A 19,776-nucleotide genomic window follows, 5' to 3' on the forward strand; every position below is an offset into this window, starting at 1 on the left:
AAGCACTCCACCATTCGCCCGTCAGGGGTCGAAGAGTCATCTCTTTTCGGCGTCCACGCGGGAGGCCCGGTGTCGGCCGTCCTGGTACGCCGATGGACTCGTGCGGGCGCGAAAGAGGTGTCTCATGCGATGCATGCAGATCAGGCGCTGCGCGCGCGTTGGCGCGATCGCGGCGTTCGCGTGCCTGTGCGCGGTGCCGCCCGTGCTCGGTCAGACGACTCGCGCCAGGTTGACCGGTACGGTGACCGACCCGAACGGCGCCGTCGTGCCAGGGGCCGTGCTCACCGCGACCAACGTCGCGACCAACATCAGCAGCGGCACCACCAGCGACCAGGAAGGCACGTACACGTTCACCGCCCTGCCGCCTGGCGAGTACACGGTCGCCGTGGAACTGGCCGGCTTCAAGCGGAACATCGTCACGGGCGTCATCCTGCAGATTGCCGAAACGTCGCGGCTGGACATTCCACTCGAAGTCGGTGCCGTGACCGAGCAGATCAGCGTCGTCAGCCAGGCGCCACTGGTCCGGAGCACGTCGAGCGAGCAGGGCCAGGTGATCGACTACAAGCAGATTCAGTCGCTCCCGCTCAATGGCCGCCTCTTTCAGCAGCTCATCACGCTGACCCCGGGCGCGGTCCAGGCGGGCTTTGCCGACTTTGCCGAGAATCCCGCCGGCGCCGGCGCGCGCAGCGCCGTCCATCACAGCGTGAACGGCCTGCCGTGGTCGGGCAACAACTACCTGCTCGACGGCATTGCCAACAACGAGCCGCTCAACGCCTTCGTGAACATCACGCCGCCACTCGAGGCGCTGCAGGAATTCAAGGTCCAGACCAACAACCCGACCGCGGAGTTCGGCGTGTTCGGCGGTGCGGTCGTCAACCTGAGCATCCGCTCGGGCACCAACCAGTTCAGCGGGTCGCTGTTCGAGTACTACCGCGACGAGTCGCTCAACGCGCGGAACTTCTTCGCGGCGACCAAGGCACCGTTCAACTCGCATCAGTTCGGCGGCACGTTCGGCGGGCCGCTGCTGCGCAACAAGGCGTTCTTCTTCGGCGACTACCAACGCCTGCGCCAGGACCAGGGCCGTACCGTGGTGACCACGGTCCCGACCGCCGCGATGAGGCGCGGCGATCTCACGGAGTTCGGCACGCCGATCTTCGACCCGCTGACGAGGCAGCCCTTCGCCGGCAACGTCATCCCGGCCGATCGCATCGATCCCGTGACGCGGCAGGTGGCCGACATCTGGCCGTTGCCGAACCGGCCGGGCCTGGCCGACAACTACATCGAGAACAACGTCGTCGAGCAGGAGCAGGACGCGTTCGACGTCAGGGGCGATCTGAACATGGAGCGATGGGGCTCGGTGTTCGGCCGCTATTCCAGGGCCGATCGCGACTTCGTCGAGCCGCCCACCGCCAACATCTTCATGGCTGGAGGGAACAGGTCCGAGTCGGGCAACTACAACCTCGTCCTCGGGCACACCGTCACGTTCTCGTCGCGGCGGCTCAACGAACTGCGGTTCGGCATCAACAAGTACGACCTCGCCCAGTTCGGCTCTGACTTCGGGATCCCGAAGAACAACGAGCTGGGCATCCCCAACGGCAACATCGAAGGTCACCCGTACACGTTCGGCATTGCCGACTTCAACGTCGCGGGTTTCCTGCGCACCGCCTCTCCCGGCTTCACCAACTCGGTGCGCATCGGTACGACGCTGCAACTCTCGGACAACTTCACGTGGATGTTCGACAAGCATTCGGTGAAGTTCGGCGGCGACGTGCGCTTCATCCAGTCGACATTGACGAACCCGCAAACGCAGCCGCGTGGGCTCTTCACCTTCGATCGCAACTACACCAGCAACCTTGGCGCAGCGAACACCGGTCAACCATGGGCGAGCTTCCTGCTCGGCCTTCCCAGCCGCGTGCAGCGTGACTTCGTCGACACCTACCCCGAGGTGTTGATCAATTTCGTCGGCTTCTTCGTGCAGGACGACTTCCGTGTCACGCACGATCTGACGCTCAATCTCGGCCTGCGCTGGGACCTGCTGACGACTCCCGTCGAGAAGAACAACCGGCAGACCAACTTCAGCCTGGAGGACGGGCTGATCCACTCGGCCTCCGAGGACGACCGCGGGCCGCTGACGACGAACTTCTTCGCGGGTTGGGCGCCTCGTCTCGGTCTCGCGTGGTCGCCGGACGAAGGTCGGACGGCCATTCGGGCTGCCTACGGCATCAGCTACTACCGGGACAACTTCGGCGCCAACGGCGGGACGCTCGAACGCAATCACCCTCTGTTCCAGCAGATCGACCTGCAGACGCCCAACCAGTTCACGCCGTTCACGACGGTCAGCGCCGGCCTGCCGGGATTCACGGCGGTGCCGCTCACGCCGACGATCGCGCCACCACCGGGATTCGCCGTGTTCTTCTTCCCGGCGGGCGACAAGCCGAACATGGCGCACATGTTCAACGTCGGGGTGCAGCGCCAGCTGCCGTGGTCGTCGGTGCTCGACGTGTCGTACGTGGGCACACGCGGCGCGAACATCTTCGTCAGCCGCAACATCAACGTGCCCCTGCCGGGCCCTGGAGCTCTCGACCCGCGCCGGCCGTACTACGCCCTGGCCCCGAACATCCCGGTCATCAATCAGCGATCGGGCGATGCGGAGTCCTGGTACGACTCCCTCCAGGTGAAGGTCGACAAGCGCTTCTCACGCGGGTTCCAGGCGCTGCTCTCCTACACGCTCTCGAAGACCGAGGACACCGCGTTCATCCTGCATCCCTCGTTCGAGACGAGGGCGCCGTCGACGGGGAAGGCCATCGATATTCCCCACAACTTCGTCCTCAGCTGGGCGTATGAACTGCCATTCGGACCCGGTCGGAAGTTCTTGTCCGACGCGTCAGGCGTGGTGCAGAGGCTGGTCGAGGGATGGTCGATCAATGGCATCACGATGTATCAGAGCGGCCAGCCCCTCAACATCAGGCTGGCGTCGTCGCAGCTCAATACCGGCACCGACAACTGGGCCAACGTGACGTGCGACGAGGTCGGCATGCCCGAGGCGGTGGGTCAGTGGTTCGACACGAGTTGCTTCGCGACGCCGGCCAACTTCGAGTTCGGCAACTACGAGATCGGCCAGGTGCGCGGGCCCAAATTCATCAACACCGATTTCTCGCTGTTCAAGCGGACTGCTCTCGGCGGCACGCGCTCCTTCGAGTTGCGGATGGAGGTGTTCAACCTGTTCAACAAGGCCCACTTCTCGAATCCCAACGATCGGCTCGGCAACACCAACTTCGGTCGCATCAGCAGTACGAGGTTCCCGTCGCGCGAGATCCAGCTGGGCGCGCGGTTCCTGTTCTGAACAGCTGGACGCGCAGCGTCGGTCAACGGCGTCGCTGACGCCGGACCGGCGCTGCCGGCGGCGGCCCACTCGTGCCGTGACGCTGACGCATGTCATTGTTGTGTGTGCGAGGTGTCATTGCCCACGAGTGTGTCCCCCTACCGAGCGAGTCCTTCGTGATCCGGCACCCGAACGCCAGAGCACGCGGCGGGTATGCCGCACTCGCGTGCGCCGTGCTGTCGGTCGCGGTGATGACCTCCGGACAGGCCACCACCGCGGCATTGCCTCAGCAAGCACAGGGTCCCGCCGATGTGCGCGCGCCACAGCGGACTGACGCCGGTCCTGCGGCACCAGGCGCAGGCGTTCGCGTGTTCTCGTGGAACCTCTCGAGTGATGCGTTCGTGAAGGACCCGGCGGCGTTCCGGGCGGTCGTTCGTCAGTCACGGGCCGATATCCTGCTGCTCGACGAAGTGTCTCCATCCACAAACGCGCAGCAGATCCGCACCGCCCTGGCCGGGCTGGCGCCCGATGGACCGGATCAGTGGCACATCGACTTCGGCGCGAGCGGGGGACGGCAGCGCGGCGTGATTGTCAGCCGCCTGCCGCTGGAGCGCCTCGCGGAGTTCTCCGATATCGTGCCGTACCCCGCCGACGATCGTCGCCGGCTCGCCGATCTCATGGTCGCCGCCGGACCCGTCGAGCCGGCCTTCAGCATGGACGGCGGGATCCCGATGAACGGCGTGGTCGTACTCGCGGGACAACGCCGCCTCCTGGTGGTCACCACGGACATGCAGTGCTGCGGCAACGACCCGGGAAGCTGGCAGGAGGACCGGCGTCGCGTCGAGGCAGGCGAGATCCGTCGGCGTATCAGGCAGGTCCTGGAGCGAACCCGCGTCGACGGCCTGATCGTCGGCGGGGACTTCAACCTGGTGAGCACGCCACTTCCGCTGGTGATCGTGTCCGGTCCGTATCGGCTGCCGCACGCCGGACTGCTCGTGGCCGAACTCCGACACCTCGACGGCGCGGACACGTGGACTTGGGACGGTCGCGGCACGCCGTTTCCGTCCCGGCCCATGGACTTCGTGCTCTACAGTCCGCACACGCTCGCGCTTCGCCAGGGCTACGTCCTCGACACGGCGGACCTGCCACAGTCGGAGCTCGAGCAACTGGGCATTCAGCCCGAGTCCGCGGGTCGACTGTCGGCGCACCGGCCGCTGGTGGCCGAGTTCGTCTGGCACTGAGAGTCCGCCATGGACCCGAGATGGGCTGGCTGGATCGTGGCAGACGTCGACAGCAGTGCACATCTCCTCGGCATCGCACGGAAAAGCTGAAAGGGCATGCCGTGCTTTCTGATGAAGACCGCCTCGCAATCGCGGCCGTCCACCGCGAATGGGTGGATGCCGAGTTGAAGGGCGACATGTCGGCCGTCCTGCAATTGTGCACGGCTGAACCCGTGTGGCTGCCACCAGACCACGGACCTCTCTGCGGCCGGGCCGCGATTGTGCGTTGGCTCGCGGCGCAGCCTCACGAGGGAGTGGTGCGCATCGACATCGATCGTCTCGCAATCGACGGACTCGACTCGTTCGCCTGGAAAGTGGCAACCTTCCGGACAACCCTGGACCGTCCAGCCGCGACGGGTCCTTCAGTCTTTGCCGGCGCTCACGGATGGTTGTTGCAGCGTGACGACGCGGGCACGTGGCGAGTCGCCGTGGTGACATGGACCACGGCGCGGCCTGATCATCGGAGAGAACGGTGACTCCAAGTACGGACATCCTCATCGGCGACACCGACCGACAGTACGTGCTCATCCGGCCGCTGTGCCGGAAGCACCCGGGCCTGTTCGACTACCGGGACGGGAACTGGATCGACTGCGAGCTCGAGATCGTGGCCGGAGCATTTCGCGGCAGGTTCCAGGCGGATCTGCGATCCGAGGAGTTCCACGCGTTCCTGGAGGACACGGAGGGCTTGAGCCGGGCGCTCGAGGGGGCCGCGAGCTTCAACACCGTGGAGGGCTGCATCGCGATCACCCTGGCCGGCGACGGCAACGGGCATGTCCGTGTCAGGGGAGAGGCGGTCGACGCCGCTGACGCCGGGAACCGCCTGCTGTTCGATTTCGGGATCGATGAGAACTGCTTACCGGACATCCGTCAGTCGTTGGAGTATCTCCTCGCGGCGTTTCCCGTCACCGGGACACGCGATGCCTGATGCGCCGCGCACGGCGCCGCCAGACGGGCAGGAACAGGACCACAGGACAACAGGAACACAGGAACACAGGACCACAGGATCACAGGACAGCAGGAACACACGGGAGGAGGGGCGGCACCGGCTGGCGCCGGGGTAGAGCGGCACAGATGAGCTGATTCGGTGACGCCGAGACGCTGCCCTTGACACCAGCGCTCGAACGGCCCCAAGGTGAGGCCTGGCACCAATAGATGCGGCCGAGCGCCGCACCGGAAAGGGGTCGTTCATGCGTACCCATTTTCCCCGGATCAACTCGACCGTCCTGTCGGTCTTTCTGCTCGTCAGCCTGCCGGTCCTGGCTGCTGGCGTGCTGTTGGTCCTCCTCGTCGCCCAAGCGACACTCCGCGATACCTACGGCCGGCACCTGTCGGACATCGCACAGCAGACGGCAAACGGTGTCGACGCCTACGTCTACCGCAAGGTCCTCGACGTGTCGATGATCGGCCGCACACAGGACATCCGGGAAGCCGTGCGAGCGGCCCCGGCGCCCGACACGACCCGGCTCGCCGCCAACCCCGCTTCCCGCTATCTCGCCGACCTCGTGGCGCACGACTCGGTCTACCGCGAGATCATCGTCACGAACAGGAAAGGGCAGATCGTCGCGGCGTCGCGCGCCGTGACGCCGCGCGACGAGTCCGGTGAGGACTGGTGGAAGGCGACCGTTGACGACGGTGCCGTCGGGCGCGTCTTCGTGACCCAGTTGCGCTGGGATGCGAAGGAGGGCATCTCGGTGATGCACGTCTCGGCACCCGTGCCCGAGGCGACCGGCGACCAGTTGATGGGTGTCGTGCGGGTCGCGTTCGACGCACGCGAGTTGCTGGCACCCGTGGCCGGCGTGCAGTTGGGCGCCTCGGGCATGGCGACTCTGGTACGTGAGGGCGGGACGGTGGTGTTCAGCCGTGAGTCGAGCGACCCGTCGGCGCGGTTCTTTGCCACGAAAGAACTGACTGACGAGTTGTCGAAGCAGTCGGTCGTCGAGGGTGTGCGGCAGGCGGGGATGCACTTCAGCGCCGTCGACGACAAAGGGACTTCGTACGTCGTGGGCGTTGCAGGGAGCCAGCTGGCCCGGACGTTCCCGAACCTGTCCTGGTTCGTGGCTGTGTCGCAGGCCGAGTCCGAGTTGATGGGGCCCGTCCGGTCCATCGGTTGGCGCCTGCTGCTGGTGTTTGTCGTCACGGCGCTGCTCGTGCTGGCGCTCGCGCTGTATTTCTCGATGCGCCTCCATGCACCGGCAATCGACGTCGACATGGATCTCGTCGAGCATCGGCCGGTGTCGCGCATGCCGGACACGGGCGACGACGAGAACGCCGACGACATGCCGGCCGCCCGACCAGTCCGCTAGACGACGCGCGCGAGTACGATTCACGCTGTGGCAGTCGTGGTCCTGCTGAGGGGCGTGAACGTCGGCGGTCACAGGGCCTTTCGCCCTTCTGCGCTCGCTGAAGACCTGCGGCACTTCGACGCCGTCAGCATCGGTGCCGCGGGTACCTTCGTGATTCGGCGGCCGGTCCGTCTCGGGCAACTACGGCTCGAGGTCGCGCGCCGGCTTTCATTCGATGCCGAGATCATGATCTGCCAGGGCAGCGCCATTGTCAGGTTGATGTCCCGCGACTTCTTCGCCGCCGACGACCTCCGTCCGGACATCGTCCGCTTCGTGAGTGTGTTGTCCCGTTCTCCGAGAGTGGCGCCGCCGCTGCCCATGGACCTCCCCCTCACAGGTCCCTGGCTCGTGAAGATTCTTGCGAGAGAGAATCGCTTCGTCGTGGGGTTGTACCGGCGGCAGATGAAGGCCATCGGCCAGCTCGGCTCGCTGGATCGGGTCTTCGGCATGCCAGCCACGACACGCAGCTGGACGACCATGGCGGCGATCGCCAGGGTGCTGGCTGGCAGCGAGGCGCGCAACGGAGCAGCAGGTGAGTGATCTGCTCGAGACCCTGAAGCGCGAGCTCGAGCGCTTCGGCGTAGAGAACGACGCGACCACCGACGAGCGGCCACGGCGCATGCTGAACATCACGCGAGACACTGGCGAGTTCCTGTCGGTTCTCGTCCGCGCCACGTTCGCCACGCGGATCCTGGAGATTGGCACGTCCAACGGCTACTCGACACTCTGGCTTGCCGAGGCGGCACGCGCGATTGGCGGTGCGGTCACGACAATCGAGTCTGCCGACGACAAAGTCCGGCTCGCCCTCGCCACCTTCGCGCGCTCCGGACTTGCGCCCTTCATCACGCTGATTCACGACGATGCCGGGCGCTACATGCTGCGCGGTGACGCCGGCGCTTACGACGTGATCTTTCTCGATAGCGAGCGCTCGGAGTACGCCGGCTGGTGGCCGCAGTTGCGCGGCCTCCTGCGACCAGGGGGCCTGTTGGTCGTGGACAATGCGTCGTCACACGCCGATCAGATGGCTTCGTTGGTCGCACTCGTGAACGCTGATGCGGCGTTCACGAGCTGCCTGGTCTCGGTGGGCAAGGGCGAGTTCCTGGCGGTGAAGTCTCCGACGTAAATCTCTTGCGATCCGGTCGATGGCGAGGCACCTCTTCGGTCGCCGCCGTCGCAGGTATGCGCACCAGACGTCGTAGAATCGCCTTACCCATATCCCAGGAGGTCACATGCGCTCGTCGGCTCGGCGTCTCCATCTCGGCCTTGTTGCGTTGACAGGCATCATCCTCGTCGCGTCAGCCCTGACTTCCGCTCGTGCGTTCCCTGACTTCATCCCCCTGCCGGCCGATTTCGGTCCCGAAGGGATCGGCGTTGGCAACGGCACGACCTTCTACACCGGGTCGCTCGCGGCCAACACGCGTGGGCAGATCCTGGTGGGCGACCTGCGCACGGGCGACGTCGCGACGCTCGTGACGCCAGATGGGGTGCCTGCTACCGGGATGAAGCACGATCCGAGGAGCAACCTGCTGTTTGTCGCACGCTCCACGACTGGCATGGGCACCGTCTTCAATGCAGAGTCTGGCGACATCGTCGCGTCCTACCAGTTCCACACGGCGCCGACCTTCATCAACGACGTCGTGATCACACGCGACGCTGCGTATTTCACCGATACCCAGGCCGCATTCCTCTACCGCGTGGCGCTCGGACCCGCCGGCGAGCCGGCACTGGACGCGACGCCGATCCCGCTGCCGTCCACGTTCAGGACCAACGGCATCGCCGCCACGCCGAATGGCGAGCAACTCTTCGTGGTCAATGGCCCCACCGCGCAGCTCTTCCGCATCGATACGGCCACGCACACGCCGGAGCTCGTCGATCTCAGTGGAGACACACTGCCCAACGCTGATGGACTCTTGCTCGCAGGCAAGACGTTGTATGTGGTGCAGAACACCCGCAACAGGATCGCCGTCGTGAACCTGTCTGCCGATTACGCGTCCGGGGCGATTGCCGGCTTCCTCACGGAACCCTTCACGTCGAATCCGTTGACGAAGGTACCGACGACGATCGCGAAGTTCGGCGACGCCTTGTACGCCGTCACGGCGGGCTTTGCGGCGCCGTCGCCCGACTTCGTCGTCCGCGTCACGAAATAGGGACACGTCGCGGCAGGCAGATCGAATGCGCGCTCGTCAACCTTGCGCCAGCGCAATGCGCACGGGCCGTCGCTCCGCTAACGTGGAGTGACGGGCCAGGGCTGTCCGGCCCCGCCATGCCCGGCGAACTGCCACGATGAACGCTGATCCCCAAGACGCTGCGGCCGGCATCTCCGCGGGCCGCCGCGCGCTCCTGCCTGCCCCCACGCTACCGCTCGCCTATTTTGGCGGTGCACACCTCGCGCTGGCGATCGCCTTCGCGACCCTGCTGATCGAACCGGGACTTGCCGGCGCGTTCCACTACCATCCGCGGCTGATCGCGCTCGTGCATCTCGTGACGCTGGGCTGGATTTCCGGCTCCATCCTTGGCGCGGTGTACATCGTCGCGCCACTTGCGCTTGGTCTACCGTTCCGCGCCCGGCGAGCGGATGCGACCGCATGCCTCTTCTACTGGCTGGGGACCGCGGGAATGGTGGGCGGATTCTGGACGGGGCGATTTGCGATCGTCGGGATCGCCTCCCTGTTGGTGCTCGGCGCATTGACGTTCGTCGGCGCGCGCCTGCTGTCGAACCTTCCGGCTGCCCGATTGCCGCGCGGCGTGTCGCTCCACCTCGCGCTGGCGTTCGTCAACATCATCCTGGCCGGCGCGGCGGGTGCGTTCATGTCGGCGAACCGGCTCGCGGGGACTCTGCCATGGTCACCGCTGGCGTTCGCACTCGCACACGCACATCTCGCCGTCCTCGGTTGGGCGACGATGATGATCTTCGGAACGGGATACAGGCTGATCCCGATGTTCCTGCCGGCCGCCATGCCCTCGGGTCCGGGGCTGGGCATCAGCGCCATCCTGCTCGAAGTGGGGACGCTGTGGCTCGCGGCATCGCTCGTCGCCGGATGGTCCCCCGGCCCTTCGGTCCTGCTGGTCATGGGGGCGTTCGCCGCCTTCTTCTATTGGATTCGCCGCACCTTGCGCAATCGTCGTCCGCGTCCGACCGAACTGCCGCCTCACGACTGGTCGACGTGGCACACCCATCTCGCCATCGTGTATCTCATCGTGGCGATGGCGCTCGGCTGCTGGCTCGCGCTGGGCGATCCCCCGAAGGGGGTCACGTGGGCGTATGGAGCCACGGGGATACTCTTCGTGGCGCAGATGGTGTCGGGCATCCAGGGCCGGCTGATGCCGATGTACGCGTGGTACCGTGCGCTCGAGCGCAGGGACGGAGACCTGCCGCGCCAATCGGTTCACCGGCTCATCGCGCCGTCGCTTGCGCTCTCCGTCTTTCTCGCGTGGCTCGTGGGGCTGCCTGTCCTCACGGTCGGCCTCATGAACGAGCACCCCGGCTCAATCGCCACGGGATCGGCGGCACTGCTGTGCGCCACGCTCATCTCCGCGGCGCATGGTGTGCTGATCATTCGGCGTGCGCAATCATGAGCGCAAGCCTCGCCGTGTCGGGTAGCAGCACGCGGTGACCGGAGACGGCGACACCCGGCTCGGCCATCACAGCGACTGAAACGCGAGACGGGCGCCACAGCGCCGGTGCATGCCGCAAAGCGTCTGCCAACAGTGATGCCGAGCGGATCCATCTCCGCGTTCGTGGCGACATGGAAGAGGTCGTCCTGCAGTTCGCGCGCGTAGCGAGCCTTGTTGTCGAGCTTGCAGCCATCGTGGTCGTCTCCTTTGGCGCCCTCGAGGCGTTCGTGATGCTGCTCAGGCCGGCGTTCCGGCCAGCGATTAGGCACGGCGCGCGCAAGGTCATCTGGCGTCGCTCCGCCATGTGGATGCTGCTCGGGCTCGAATTCAAGCTGGCGGCCGACATCATCACGACCGTGATGTCGCCGACATTGCAGGATATCGACGGGTTGGCGGCGATTGCGGCCATCCGGACGTTCCTCAACTACTTCCTCGAGCGGGACCTCGAGCACAGCGAATCCGCGGAGGCCGCAGGAGCGACGAACTGAACGTCAACACGAGGCTCGCCGTCGACCGCACCAGGCTTGCGTACGAGCGAACGCTCATGGCCTGGGTCCGCGCGTCGGCCTCGCTCATCTCGTCTGGGTTCTCGATCTACAAGTTCTTCCCGTTCGTCGGCGCCGGCAGGGACGATCAGGGTGGTGCGATGGACCCCATGGCTTCGCGGTCGTGATGATCACGATCGGCATTCTCGCGCTGGTCGCGGCGACGATCGAACATCGTCGCAGCATGAACGCATTCCGGCCGAGTTTAGCAACGTCCCCAGGTCGCTCGCCGCCGTCGTTGCGGGGCGGTGGTGGGCCTCGGCCCGTCACGCGTGCAGCAGCACGATAATCAGGCCGACGACGGCTTGACGCTTGACGCTTGACGCTGGAGGCTGGAGGCTGGACGCTGGACGACACGAAGGCCGATGGCCGGATGACGAAGGCCGAATGTGGCTGCCCCGACGACGAGATCCCGTGCCCGGCACGATGCGTTGCACGGCGTCGGCCGCGGCGCGAGAGGAGATCCTCATGGGTTCGAGAATGTCTGTCACGTCGCGACTGTTGGCGGCCACCTTGACCGTCCTCACCATCCTGACGACTCACGTTGCGGCGCAGGGCCGACGCCTGAACGACAAGGAAGTGGAATCGCTGCTCGAGCGGATCGACCACGAGCGCGATCGCTTCGAGGATCAACTCGATGGCGAGCTGAAACGCACCACCCTGCGCGGGCCGGCCGGTGACGTGCAGGTCGATCGGTTCCTCGATGACCTTCAGCGGAACGTGGGGAACCTGAAGGACCGGTTCGACGCGAAGTACGCGGCCAATACCGAAGCCAGCACTGTGCTGCGCCAGGGAAGCGACATCGACAGGTTCATGGCGACGCGCGCTGCAGACTTCGATGGGGCGAGCGAATGGAAGCGGCTGTCGGCCAGCCTCGGCGAGCTCGCGGCTGTCTACGGCGCGCCATGGCCGATGCCGACCGGCGCCCAGGCGCGTCGGATGAACGACGACGAGGTGCAGGCGACCGCCCGCAGCCTGGCTGACAACGCCGACAAGTTCAAGAAGGCCTACGACTCCGCGCTCAAAGGCGATCCCACCGTCGACAAGGCGAGTCGCGAGGCCGCCGTCGGCGGGGTCGAGCACTTGAAGAAAACCGCACGCGAACTCGCTTCGGCGGTTGGCGACGATCGGCCGGCTACGGGGGAAGTAACGGCGTTGTTTCACCAGGCCGATACAATTCGTACGGGCGCGTCCGCGCGCACGATGCCAGCAGCGGCACAGTCGTCATGGACGGGTGTCGAGCGCGATCTCGACAAGCTCGCGACGGCGTTTGGCCTGACGCGGACCCGTTGACGACGACGAGCTGCGGCGGGCGCCGGCGGCCGCCTCCGGCACGCCGAACCGTCGCGGTCGCGCGCAATCCGATCCAGATCGAGAACGCTTGTGCCCGTTCCGGCCGGCTTGGCCGCATCGGTGCGACTACCTGGCGGCCCCAAAGCCTCGAATCCGTGTGGCGAGCCAGGACTCGATAGTGGGGAAGTACTCCGGGACCAACCCATTCAGCGACGCCATCTCGGCGGTGTTGCCGACTCGCGCCGCCCATTGCAGGTGATTGGCCTTCGGCAGGATCCGAAGTGTGAAGTCCGGGTTCCCGGCCGCTGTCAGTGCCGAGTCCCACGCGGCCCTGTTCTTGTCGGCGAGGATGTTGTCGTCCAGCTCACCGAACAGCGCGAGTGTCGGCGTCTTCAGCCGCCGCAGCGTCGGACCTGGATCGTAGAAGTAGAACGCGCGCATCGTCGGCCACAACGGGTCGTCCCTGGTGCCTGGGAAGTTGGGTGGCGCCGGTCCGCCGAAGCGGTTTGCGAGCTGCTGCCGCGCGGCGATGTACTCCTCCCACCCCTCACCGGTGTGCGCGAACCGGTATTGGAGTCGCATCAGGTCGAGAATCTGCTCGACGACCGCCGCCGGCCGGCCCGCGGCCGTCATCTCGGCCCGCGCATGGTCCAGGGCGGTCTCGGCAGGAGCCACGCCGGCACCCGAGATGCTGATCAGGAACTTCAACTGCGGAGCGCGGACTGCGGCGATTGGCATCACCCATCCGGCCTGACTCACACCGAGTAGTCCGACTTGCATCGGATCGATGTCGCTGCGCGTCTTCAGGCAGTCGAAGGCGGCGACGACGTCGCCTGCCAGGTCGTCGAACGAGGCCGTGTTCCAGTCGCCGGTTGACCCACCGACACCGCGCTTGTCGTAGGCAAGGACCGCCATGCCACGGCGGACGAGGAATCGCGCGAACGGCAGGATGTAGTCCCGATTCTCGGCACCCGAGCCGTGCACCAGAATCATGGCGGGATGTGTGCCGCCGGTCCCGGGACTCCGGAGCGTCCCGGCAAGGTGTATGTCGCCATTCGAGAACCGGACATCCTCCTGCTTCTCGATGTCGACTCGACGAGCCGTGCGGGGCGCGGTGCCCTCGCGCTGCCGCGTCAGCGACCCGATGTTGCCGGATGCATCGCGCTGGAAGTCGATCCGCGACTCGATCGCTGTCGGGACCGCAGCCCCCGGACCGACGAAGAACCTGTCATCGTCGGTGGGATACAGGACGCGAATCTCCCCGGATTCATCGAATGCGACGAGGTGGCCGGGCTTGTCGAAGCCGCTGAACTCATGCCACAGCTGGAGATAGGCGAATTCGTCCGGGCCCCATTGATATACGCCGGCGTACTCGCGCAGCCTCGCCTCGTCGACGGGACGCACGGCCGGGGCCTGCAGGGCCGACCGCGCGATGGCGGTCGCGACGAGAGCTGTGGCCAACATGGCACCAAGCACTCTCGACTTGCGCATCTGCCGTCCTGTTGTCTAGGGCCGGGCGGATGGTCGCGGCGCCGTGCCGCTCGTCCCGATGACCTTGTTCGTCGCCGCGTCCTTTCGAACGACGCCCTTGTCCACCGTCACGCCGCGTTCGTTGATCGTCTGGAAGTGGAGATTGTCGCCCTCGATCTCGACGAGCATGAACGCGTATCCCTCATCATAGGTCTTCGCGGTGAGGTCGGAGGTGTTGTCGCCGCGCCTGAGCTTTGCCGAGCTGCCGACCACGAAGTACTCGATGCCCTTCTGCGGCTTCAGGCGTTCGTAGAAATGGTCATGGCCGGTCAGCACGACGTTCACGCCGTGCTTGATGAATGTCGGCTCGAGTTGGTCGCGCAGCGTCAGGACCGAGCCGTGGCGGTCGCCCGACGAATAGAGCGGGTGGTGGAAGAACGCAATCTTCCAGTCGGAACCGCTCGATCCGAGTTCCTTGTTGAACCACTCGAGCTGCTCCGGGCTCATGTAGTTGCTGTCCAGCGCGAAGAACCGCGCACCGCCAATCAATGACGGCTTGAACGAGTAGAAGCGCTCGCCGTTCATGTTGAACGGCTTGTAGAAGCGCTGGTTGGGGTTGTCGTGATTGCCGAGCGCGGCGTAGAACTTGACCCCGGTGCTCAGCAGGGGCTTATACGGCTCCTCGAATTTCCTCACGTAGTCCTTCGCACCGTCGCTGCCGTACATGTTGTCGCCGACCATGAGGACGAACTCGAACGGGAATCGTGCGTGCCAGGCGGCCAGCTGCCTGCCCACCTCACGCTGATGCTGGTCGCCGGTGCCGCTATCGCCGATGACCGCGAACTTCAGCGACTTCGGCTGCGCCGGCAGCACCAGGTCCTGGGCCGCGGCAGGGATGATCAATCCGACACAGAACAGCGCGAGCAATACCCGGCGCATGGCAGTCCCCTTACGACCGAATCGCGTTCGGGATGAAGTCGACGATGATGTTGGCGTCCACGTCCCGCAGGACGAGGTCCTTGCCGACGACGCGGTACTCCACGTCCGCAGGCAGTTGCGGAAGGTTCGCGAGGATGTTCGGCGGCAGCGTCTGGAACGGCTGGCTCGCCGGGTAAGGGGCATTTACTTTCAGGCGCATGGTCGCCTGCTCGTCGTCGATATTCGCCTTCGTGTCCCGTCCGTCAGGTCCTTTGAGCTCCGGATACATCAGGCGGCGGAACAGGCTCGCCACCTGCGGCGTGAAGATGTCGCCGCGTCGTGCGTCCTTGCGGACGGCGCGGATCTTCGCGGCGAGCACATCCTCTGCCGCGGTGATGTCGCCGGGATTGTCGGTTTCCTTCAGCTTCGGCGATTCCTTCGCCAGGCGGCGCTGCACGTTGACGTACGCGTCAAGGCGCCGGGTGAAGTCTTCGAGCGTGGCGGGGTCAGCCGTCGCCACCGCCTGGGCGGCGGGAGCGGCCGGAGTCGTCTGTGTGCCTCCAGCAGTGTCGTGGTGCGTCCCACCACAGGCGACGAGTGGCACCAGCCACGCCGCCAGGCAGGAGATGCGGCCGAGTTGACCCATGGCAAGCCTCCGCCGGCAGAAGTGCAGGAAGCATGCCCGTCAGGGGAGTCTGCTGGGGTGTCGAAGGTGGCCGAAAGGCGTATCGCGGGCGACAAGACCGCTGCCAGGTGTCGGCCGACGCTGCATGTCGGCGTCCCGCCGGGGACGCTCAACGCAGCATCGGACTGTCGGTCAGAGGCGGCCGAGCTCAGCCGGGAGTGCCTGGGCGATCAGGCACGCCAGCCGTGTGTCACGGGCGCGGCGGTGCGGGCCGGGCTCCAGATGTCGCCACACACGGTGCAGCGCCAGTAACCGATGGCGCTCGGCACCTTCGCGGCGGCGACGATCGCCGGTGACTTGCACGAGGGGCACGCCACCGGCAGCGCCACGTCCTGGGGCGCGTCTCCTCTTCCGTACGACTGCGGCCGTCGGAAGGTCATCGCGCCGCTCCCTGCGACAGCAAGGCAGCCTGGCTGCAGGGCGCGACCAAGACGATGAAGCGACGGCTTACCAACGCGGCTCACGTCGCGAACGGCCCTGGCCGCCGCCGCCGCCGTACCCGCCGCCGCCGCCATACCCGCCGCCGCCGCTCGGACGCGGCGTCTGGGGGCGCGCCTCGTTGACCGTCAGGAGACGGCCGCCGAATGCCTGCTCGTGGAGCTGCGTGATTGCGGTCTGTGCTTCGGCGCTGCTGGCCATTTCGACAAAGGCGAAGCCACGCGCGCGCCCGGTCTCCCGATCGCGCATCAGGCTCACCGAGGCCACCGCACCGGCCTGGGCGAAGTGCGACTCGAGATCGGCCTCGTTGGTCTCGAACGGAAGGTTGCCAACGTACAACTTGCTGCTCATGTACTCTCCTGCGGCCCGTGAAGGACCTGCCCATCGCGGGCGTCAACGGAAAATCGGCCTGAGCTCGTGCTCGGCGTCATCGTCACGCAGGAGGAGCCGTGAAAACCAACTACTACCCGGGCGGCGGAAACGTAGGGGCGAACTTCCTGGGGAGCTTCAGTATACACCGCCCACGCAGCCCTGCTCGCAGAGGACGAGTGGCGGTCAATCCCTGGCCGAGGCTTCGTGTCCTCCGACCCTCTCGACGACGTGTCCGCGCGTGATGTTGGGGATCGCGACCGTTCCCGCGTATCGCATGGCCAGCTGGAGTTCCCGCGTGAGGATGTCGAGGACGGTGTCGACGCCTTCCTGGCCGAATGCCGCCAGGCCCCAGACATAGGGTCGCCCCACGCAGATGGCCGTGGCACCAAGGGCGAGGGCCGTGAAGATGTCCGTGCCGCGCCGGAAGCCGCTGTCGACGAGGACGGGAACGCGCCCCGCTGCGCCCTGCAGCACCTCCGGAAGGCTCTCGATCGTCGATCGTCCCGTCTCCTCGGCGCGCCCGCCGTGATTCGAACAGACAATCGCATCGGCACCGTGGGCCACGGCGAGCTCCGCATCCTCGCGCGTGACGATGCCCTTGATCACGAGGCGCATCGAGGTCGCATCTCGTAGGCGCTTCACATACTCCCAGGTCACCGGCGGCTGCCAGTCGACTCCCGCCAGCTCGAGACCGTCGAACATCGGCCGCCGCGTGCTCCTGGTCTTCAGGCTGGTGCGATCGTGACAGACGCGGCAGTCCCGTGTGTCCTGGCGTTCGAATCGCCGCAGGGTCTCGCGATTGGTGCCGATGATCTGATCGACAGTGAAGACCAGCACCGGACAGCCGGCCGACTCGGCCCGCTTCACCATCGAGCGCGTCACGTTCCACTCCGTGGTGGGATAGAGCTGAAACCACACGGGTTCGCCGCGCGCGGCGTTCACGTCCTCGATCGGCGTGGTGGTCAAGGTCGACAGCATCAGGAGGTGCCGCTTCGAGCGGGCGGCGCGCGCGACCGCGAGTTCCCCTTCCGGATGAAACGCGCGCTGGCTCGAGACAGGCGCGAGGACGATGGGGGTGTTCCAGGTAGCACCCAGCAGGCTGATCGATGTGTCGATGCGGGACACGTCGATCAACCGGCGGGATCGCATCTGATAGCGGGAGAATCCCGCCCGATTGGCGCGCAGCGTCGCGTCGTCGTCCACGCCCGTTGCCAGGTACCCGTAGTGCGCGGGCGGCAGTTTCTGGCGAGCGACGGGCTCGAAGTCGAAGACGTTGAGCGCGTCGCGGGTCGAAGCGATGACGTCGTCACTCCGCGGCACCTGTCCCAGTGCGCCCAGCAGGGGGCTGGCCGCCAGGAATTTCAAGAACTCGCGCCGATTCGTCCCGGACTCGATGTCCATGGTGCGCTCCTGTCGCTCGTCCACGCGTCGTCGTGCCCGATCCACGGCGACGAATGATGAGACCTCGACGCGGGTTCAGCTCTGCGCGGCACTGCTGAAGAGATGCGGTAGGGTAGCCCCACTCCGGCCGGGGTGCCAAATCCAACCGGTGCCCGCGGGTCGGACGGACAAGGGTCCATGGCGCCCGCGCCACCTGATCCATAATCGGACTCGCTCCTGCAGGGTCAGCAGACATTGTCGGTGACGCTCTCTTCGGGTACACGGGTCGGCCAGTACGAGATCACGACCGCCATCGGCGCCGGGGGCATGGGCGAGGTCTATCGCGCGACCGATACCCGGCTCGGGCGCACGGTGGCGATCAAGATCCTCCCGGAGGCGTTTGCCGACGACGCTGACCGCCGCGCCCGCTTCGAGCGCGAAGCCAAGATCCTGGCGGCGCTCAACCATCCCAACATCGCGCAGGTGTACGGCTTCGAGGACCGCGCGCTGGTGATGGAGTTGCTCGAAGGCACGACGCTGCGCGGCCGGCTGGAGGCGGGGGCGCTTCCCGTTCGCAAGGCTGTCGAGTACGCCGTGCAGATCGCGCGCGGGCTCGCCGCCGCGCACGAGCGCGGCATCGTCCATCGCGACCTGAAGCCCGAGAACGTGCACGCACCGCAGTGGACGCCCGACGGGACGCAGCTCTCCTTCACGGCGGGACAGCAGGCGAAACGGCTCGACGTTGCCACTGAACGATCCACGGACGTTCCGGCTCAGTACGCCGAGTACGCCGCCAATGGCCGGATGCTCACGCCCACCGGCACGCCCGGGAGATGGGCCATCGGCGCTGCGGGCGCCGAGGACGCCTCCACGACCCCGCTGCTCGAGCCGTCGAAAGCGGGCGAGAGCTTCATCAGCGGCCACTGGCTCCCCGATGGCCAGCATTTCGTGTTCGTACACGTGCAGGCGGGCGTGCCTTCGCGGGTCGAGCTTGGCGCGATTGACGGAAGCGGGCCCTCCGTGCTCGTCGACAACGCCATCACCCCAATCGTTGTCGCCGGACACCTCCTGTACGTGCGTGGCGATCGGCTGATGGCGCAGGGGTTCGACCTGGCCCGTCGCGCCGTCGTCGGGACGCCCGCCGTCCTCGCCGAAGGGCTGGATGTCACGGCGAACCAGGGCGCGGGGTACTCCGCCTCCGATCGCGTGGTCGCCTATTCAGGACGCCGCGGCACCGCGATCCCGGCTGACGTGGATGGACCGCGGCGGCCGCGTGCTCTCGAGCGTGAGCGACGACGGGGACTATTCGAACGTCGAGCTCTCGCGTGACGAACGAAGGCTCGCCGTCAGCCTGGGCGATCCAGCGACGGGTTCCCGGGACATCTACCTGGTCGATCTCGTCCGCGGTGTGCGGCAACGCCTGACCATGGATCCCAGTCATGAGCGCTCGGCGGTCTGGACGCCTGATGGGCGGCAGGTCATCTACACATCGCGTGGCCTCGATCTCTATCGGCGGGCGGCGGACTTCAGCGGCGCCGACGAGGCGCTCGTCGCGGAAGGCACGAGCAAGGATCCACGAGACGTGTCGTTCGACGGCGCGCGCCTCTTGTCTCGCCGTTCAGGGGGCGAGACGACCAACGACATCTGGGTCGTGCCACTGTCCGGCGAGCGCACGCCACGACCGCTGCTACAGACACCCGCCAATGAGAACTACGCGTCATTCGCGCCGGATGCACGGTCGATCGTGTTCGCGTCGGACGAGTCGGGCGCCTCCGAGGTGTACGTGATGTCGCTCGAGCCCGGCGGCGGGAAGGTGCAGGTCTCGACGCGAGGCGGCTCGTTCCCGCGCTGGCGGAACCGGAACGAGATCGTCTACGTCGCGCCGGATCAGACGCTGATGAGCGTGGCCGTGACCGGTGCGGGCGCAACCTTCGCGGCTGGCGCGCCGAGCGCCCTGTTCAAGATCGACGCGGTTCCCGGCCCGGGATCGCCATTCGACATGACTGCCGACGGCAAGCGATTCATCGTCAACTCACGCCTGCCTTCACGAGTGCCGGCGTCGATCAACGTCATCGTCAACTGGACGGCGCTTGTCCAGCCGACCCCGCATCCGTAG

20 protein-coding genes are annotated in these 19,776 nt (G+C 66.5%); 14 read left to right on the forward strand and 6 right to left on the reverse strand.

What is annotated here, in order from left to right; translation table 11 throughout:
• Positions 1 to 124: 124 nt before the first annotated feature.
• From LuPra_RS07825 to LuPra_RS07880, 12 genes are all read left to right on the forward strand, one after another.
• The gene (locus LuPra_RS07825) at positions 125 to 3,343 is read left to right on the forward strand and encodes a TonB-dependent receptor (RefSeq protein ID WP_110170232.1); all 3,219 of its coding nucleotides are present in this window, start codon (positions 125 to 127) and stop codon (positions 3,341 to 3,343) included.
• A 155-nt stretch (positions 3,344 to 3,498) separates the two neighbouring features.
• Complete coding sequence (locus LuPra_RS07830; protein WP_157898876.1) at positions 3,499 to 4,563, forward strand: endonuclease/exonuclease/phosphatase family protein; 1,065 nt, start codon at positions 3,499 to 3,501, stop codon at positions 4,561 to 4,563.
• A 101-nt stretch (positions 4,564 to 4,664) separates the two neighbouring features.
• On the forward strand, positions 4,665 to 5,078 hold the full coding sequence (locus LuPra_RS07835) for a YybH family protein (RefSeq protein WP_157898877.1): 414 nt from the start codon (positions 4,665 to 4,667) through the stop codon (positions 5,076 to 5,078).
• Positions 5,075 to 5,527: a WapI family immunity protein gene (locus LuPra_RS07840; protein WP_110170235.1), complete on the forward strand. Its 453-nt coding sequence runs from the start codon at positions 5,075 to 5,077 to the stop codon at positions 5,525 to 5,527. The genes LuPra_RS07835 and LuPra_RS07840 overlap by 4 nt, the downstream gene beginning before the upstream one ends.
• Before the next feature lie 262 nt (positions 5,528 to 5,789).
• Entirely contained in the window at positions 5,790 to 6,905 is a 1,116-nt protein-coding gene (locus LuPra_RS07845) for a cache domain-containing protein (RefSeq protein WP_110170236.1), read from the forward strand.
• A gap of 27 nt (positions 6,906 to 6,932) precedes the next feature.
• Positions 6,933 to 7,484 carry a hypothetical protein gene (locus LuPra_RS07850; protein WP_110170237.1) on the forward strand — a complete coding sequence of 184 codons (552 nt, stop codon included), beginning with the start codon at positions 6,933 to 6,935 and terminating at the stop codon, positions 7,482 to 7,484.
• Between the two features lies 1 nt (position 7,485).
• The gene (locus LuPra_RS07855; RefSeq protein WP_110174579.1) at positions 7,486 to 8,067 is read left to right on the forward strand and encodes an O-methyltransferase; all 582 of its coding nucleotides are present in this window, start codon (positions 7,486 to 7,488) and stop codon (positions 8,065 to 8,067) included.
• A 106-nt stretch (positions 8,068 to 8,173) separates the two neighbouring features.
• Positions 8,174 to 9,091, forward strand: a complete 918-nt coding sequence (locus tag LuPra_RS07860; RefSeq protein WP_110170238.1) for an SMP-30/gluconolactonase/LRE family protein — start codon at positions 8,174 to 8,176, stop codon at positions 9,089 to 9,091.
• A 136-nt stretch (positions 9,092 to 9,227) separates the two neighbouring features.
• Positions 9,228 to 10,520, forward strand: coding sequence for a hypothetical protein (locus LuPra_RS07865; protein WP_110170239.1), 1,293 nt, complete (start codon positions 9,228 to 9,230; stop codon positions 10,518 to 10,520).
• Positions 10,521 to 10,690: 170 nt separating this feature from the next.
• Positions 10,691 to 11,047, forward strand: a complete 357-nt coding sequence (locus LuPra_RS07870) for a DUF1622 domain-containing protein (protein ID WP_110170240.1) — start codon at positions 10,691 to 10,693, stop codon at positions 11,045 to 11,047.
• Positions 11,048 to 11,103: 56 nt separating this feature from the next.
• Entirely contained in the window at positions 11,104 to 11,232 is a 129-nt protein-coding gene (locus LuPra_RS07875; RefSeq protein ID WP_110170241.1) for a YidH family protein, read from the forward strand.
• A gap of 340 nt (positions 11,233 to 11,572) precedes the next feature.
• The gene (locus LuPra_RS07880; RefSeq protein WP_157898878.1) at positions 11,573 to 12,397 is read left to right on the forward strand and encodes a hypothetical protein; all 825 of its coding nucleotides are present in this window, start codon (positions 11,573 to 11,575) and stop codon (positions 12,395 to 12,397) included.
• Positions 12,398 to 12,523: 126 nt separating this feature from the next.
• Here the strand turns inward: LuPra_RS07880 and LuPra_RS07885 are convergent, their stop codons facing one another.
• The 6 genes from LuPra_RS07885 to LuPra_RS07905 form a co-directional block, all read right to left on the reverse strand.
• A complete protein-coding gene (locus LuPra_RS07885) occupies positions 12,524 to 13,888 on the reverse strand; it encodes an alpha/beta hydrolase family protein (protein ID WP_110170243.1) in 1,365 nt (454 codons plus the stop codon).
• A gap of 15 nt (positions 13,889 to 13,903) precedes the next feature.
• Entirely contained in the window at positions 13,904 to 14,806 is a 903-nt protein-coding gene (locus LuPra_RS07890; protein ID WP_157898880.1) for a metallophosphoesterase family protein, read from the reverse strand.
• A gap of 10 nt (positions 14,807 to 14,816) precedes the next feature.
• Complete coding sequence (locus LuPra_RS31675) at positions 14,817 to 15,431, reverse strand: hypothetical protein (protein ID WP_157898881.1); 615 nt, start codon at positions 15,429 to 15,431, stop codon at positions 14,817 to 14,819.
• Between the two features lie 209 nt (positions 15,432 to 15,640).
• Positions 15,641 to 15,850 carry an MJ0042-type zinc finger domain-containing protein gene (locus tag LuPra_RS31680; RefSeq protein ID WP_157898882.1) on the reverse strand — a complete coding sequence of 70 codons (210 nt, stop codon included), beginning with the start codon at positions 15,848 to 15,850 and terminating at the stop codon, positions 15,641 to 15,643.
• A 67-nt stretch (positions 15,851 to 15,917) separates the two neighbouring features.
• Positions 15,918 to 16,259: an RNA recognition motif domain-containing protein gene (locus tag LuPra_RS07900; RefSeq protein ID WP_110170246.1), complete on the reverse strand. Its 342-nt coding sequence runs from the start codon at positions 16,257 to 16,259 to the stop codon at positions 15,918 to 15,920.
• Between the two features lie 204 nt (positions 16,260 to 16,463).
• A complete protein-coding gene (locus tag LuPra_RS07905) occupies positions 16,464 to 17,681 on the reverse strand; it encodes an alpha-hydroxy acid oxidase (protein WP_110174580.1) in 1,218 nt (405 codons plus the stop codon).
• 240 nt (positions 17,682 to 17,921) lie between these two features.
• On the opposite strand from LuPra_RS07905, the gene LuPra_RS34305 reads away from it, so the two are divergent.
• Together LuPra_RS34305 and LuPra_RS07915 are read left to right on the forward strand one after the other, a co-directional pair.
• A complete protein-coding gene (locus LuPra_RS34305; protein ID WP_110170247.1) occupies positions 17,922 to 18,989 on the forward strand; it encodes a serine/threonine-protein kinase in 1,068 nt (355 codons plus the stop codon).
• Positions 18,946 to 19,776: a PD40 domain-containing protein gene (locus LuPra_RS07915; RefSeq protein ID WP_162271326.1), complete on the forward strand. Its 831-nt coding sequence runs from the start codon at positions 18,946 to 18,948 to the stop codon at positions 19,774 to 19,776. Before LuPra_RS34305 ends, LuPra_RS07915 begins: the two co-directional genes overlap by 44 nt.

Source organism: Luteitalea pratensis, assembly GCF_001618865.1.
In the GTDB taxonomy this organism is placed as follows: Bacteria; Acidobacteriota; Vicinamibacteria; order Vicinamibacterales; family Vicinamibacteraceae; genus Luteitalea; species Luteitalea pratensis.

Bases quoted from the DNA above. Each gene is read 5' to 3' on its own strand.
- LuPra_RS07900 (WP_110170246.1), bottom strand. From the start codon at position 16,259: ATGAGCAGCAAGTTGTACGTTGGCAACCTTCCGTTCGAGACCAACGAG.
- LuPra_RS31675 (WP_157898881.1), bottom strand. From the start codon at position 15,431: ATGGGTCAACTCGGCCGCATCTCCTGCCTGGCGGCGTGGCTGGTGCCA.
- LuPra_RS07860 (WP_110170238.1), top strand. From the start codon at position 8,174: ATGCGCTCGTCGGCTCGGCGTCTCCATCTCGGCCTTGTTGCGTTGACA.
- LuPra_RS07865 (WP_110170239.1), top strand. From the start codon at position 9,228: ATGAACGCTGATCCCCAAGACGCTGCGGCCGGCATCTCCGCGGGCCGC.
- LuPra_RS31680 (WP_157898882.1), bottom strand. From the start codon at position 15,850: ATGACCTTCCGACGGCCGCAGTCGTACGGAAGAGGAGACGCGCCCCAG.
- LuPra_RS07890 (WP_157898880.1), bottom strand. From the start codon at position 14,806: ATGCGCCGGGTATTGCTCGCGCTGTTCTGTGTCGGATTGATCATCCCT.
- LuPra_RS07845 (WP_110170236.1), top strand. From the start codon at position 5,790: ATGCGTACCCATTTTCCCCGGATCAACTCGACCGTCCTGTCGGTCTTT.
- LuPra_RS07905 (WP_110174580.1), bottom strand. From the start codon at position 17,681: ATGGACATCGAGTCCGGGACGAATCGGCGCGAGTTCTTGAAATTCCTG.
- LuPra_RS07825 (WP_110170232.1), top strand. From the start codon at position 125: ATGCGATGCATGCAGATCAGGCGCTGCGCGCGCGTTGGCGCGATCGCG.
- LuPra_RS07870 (WP_110170240.1), top strand. From the start codon at position 10,691: ATGGAAGAGGTCGTCCTGCAGTTCGCGCGCGTAGCGAGCCTTGTTGTC.
- LuPra_RS07875 (WP_110170241.1), top strand. From the start codon at position 11,104: ATGGCCTGGGTCCGCGCGTCGGCCTCGCTCATCTCGTCTGGGTTCTCG.
- LuPra_RS07885 (WP_110170243.1), bottom strand. From the start codon at position 13,888: ATGCGCAAGTCGAGAGTGCTTGGTGCCATGTTGGCCACAGCTCTCGTC.
- LuPra_RS07880 (WP_157898878.1), top strand. From the start codon at position 11,573: ATGGGTTCGAGAATGTCTGTCACGTCGCGACTGTTGGCGGCCACCTTG.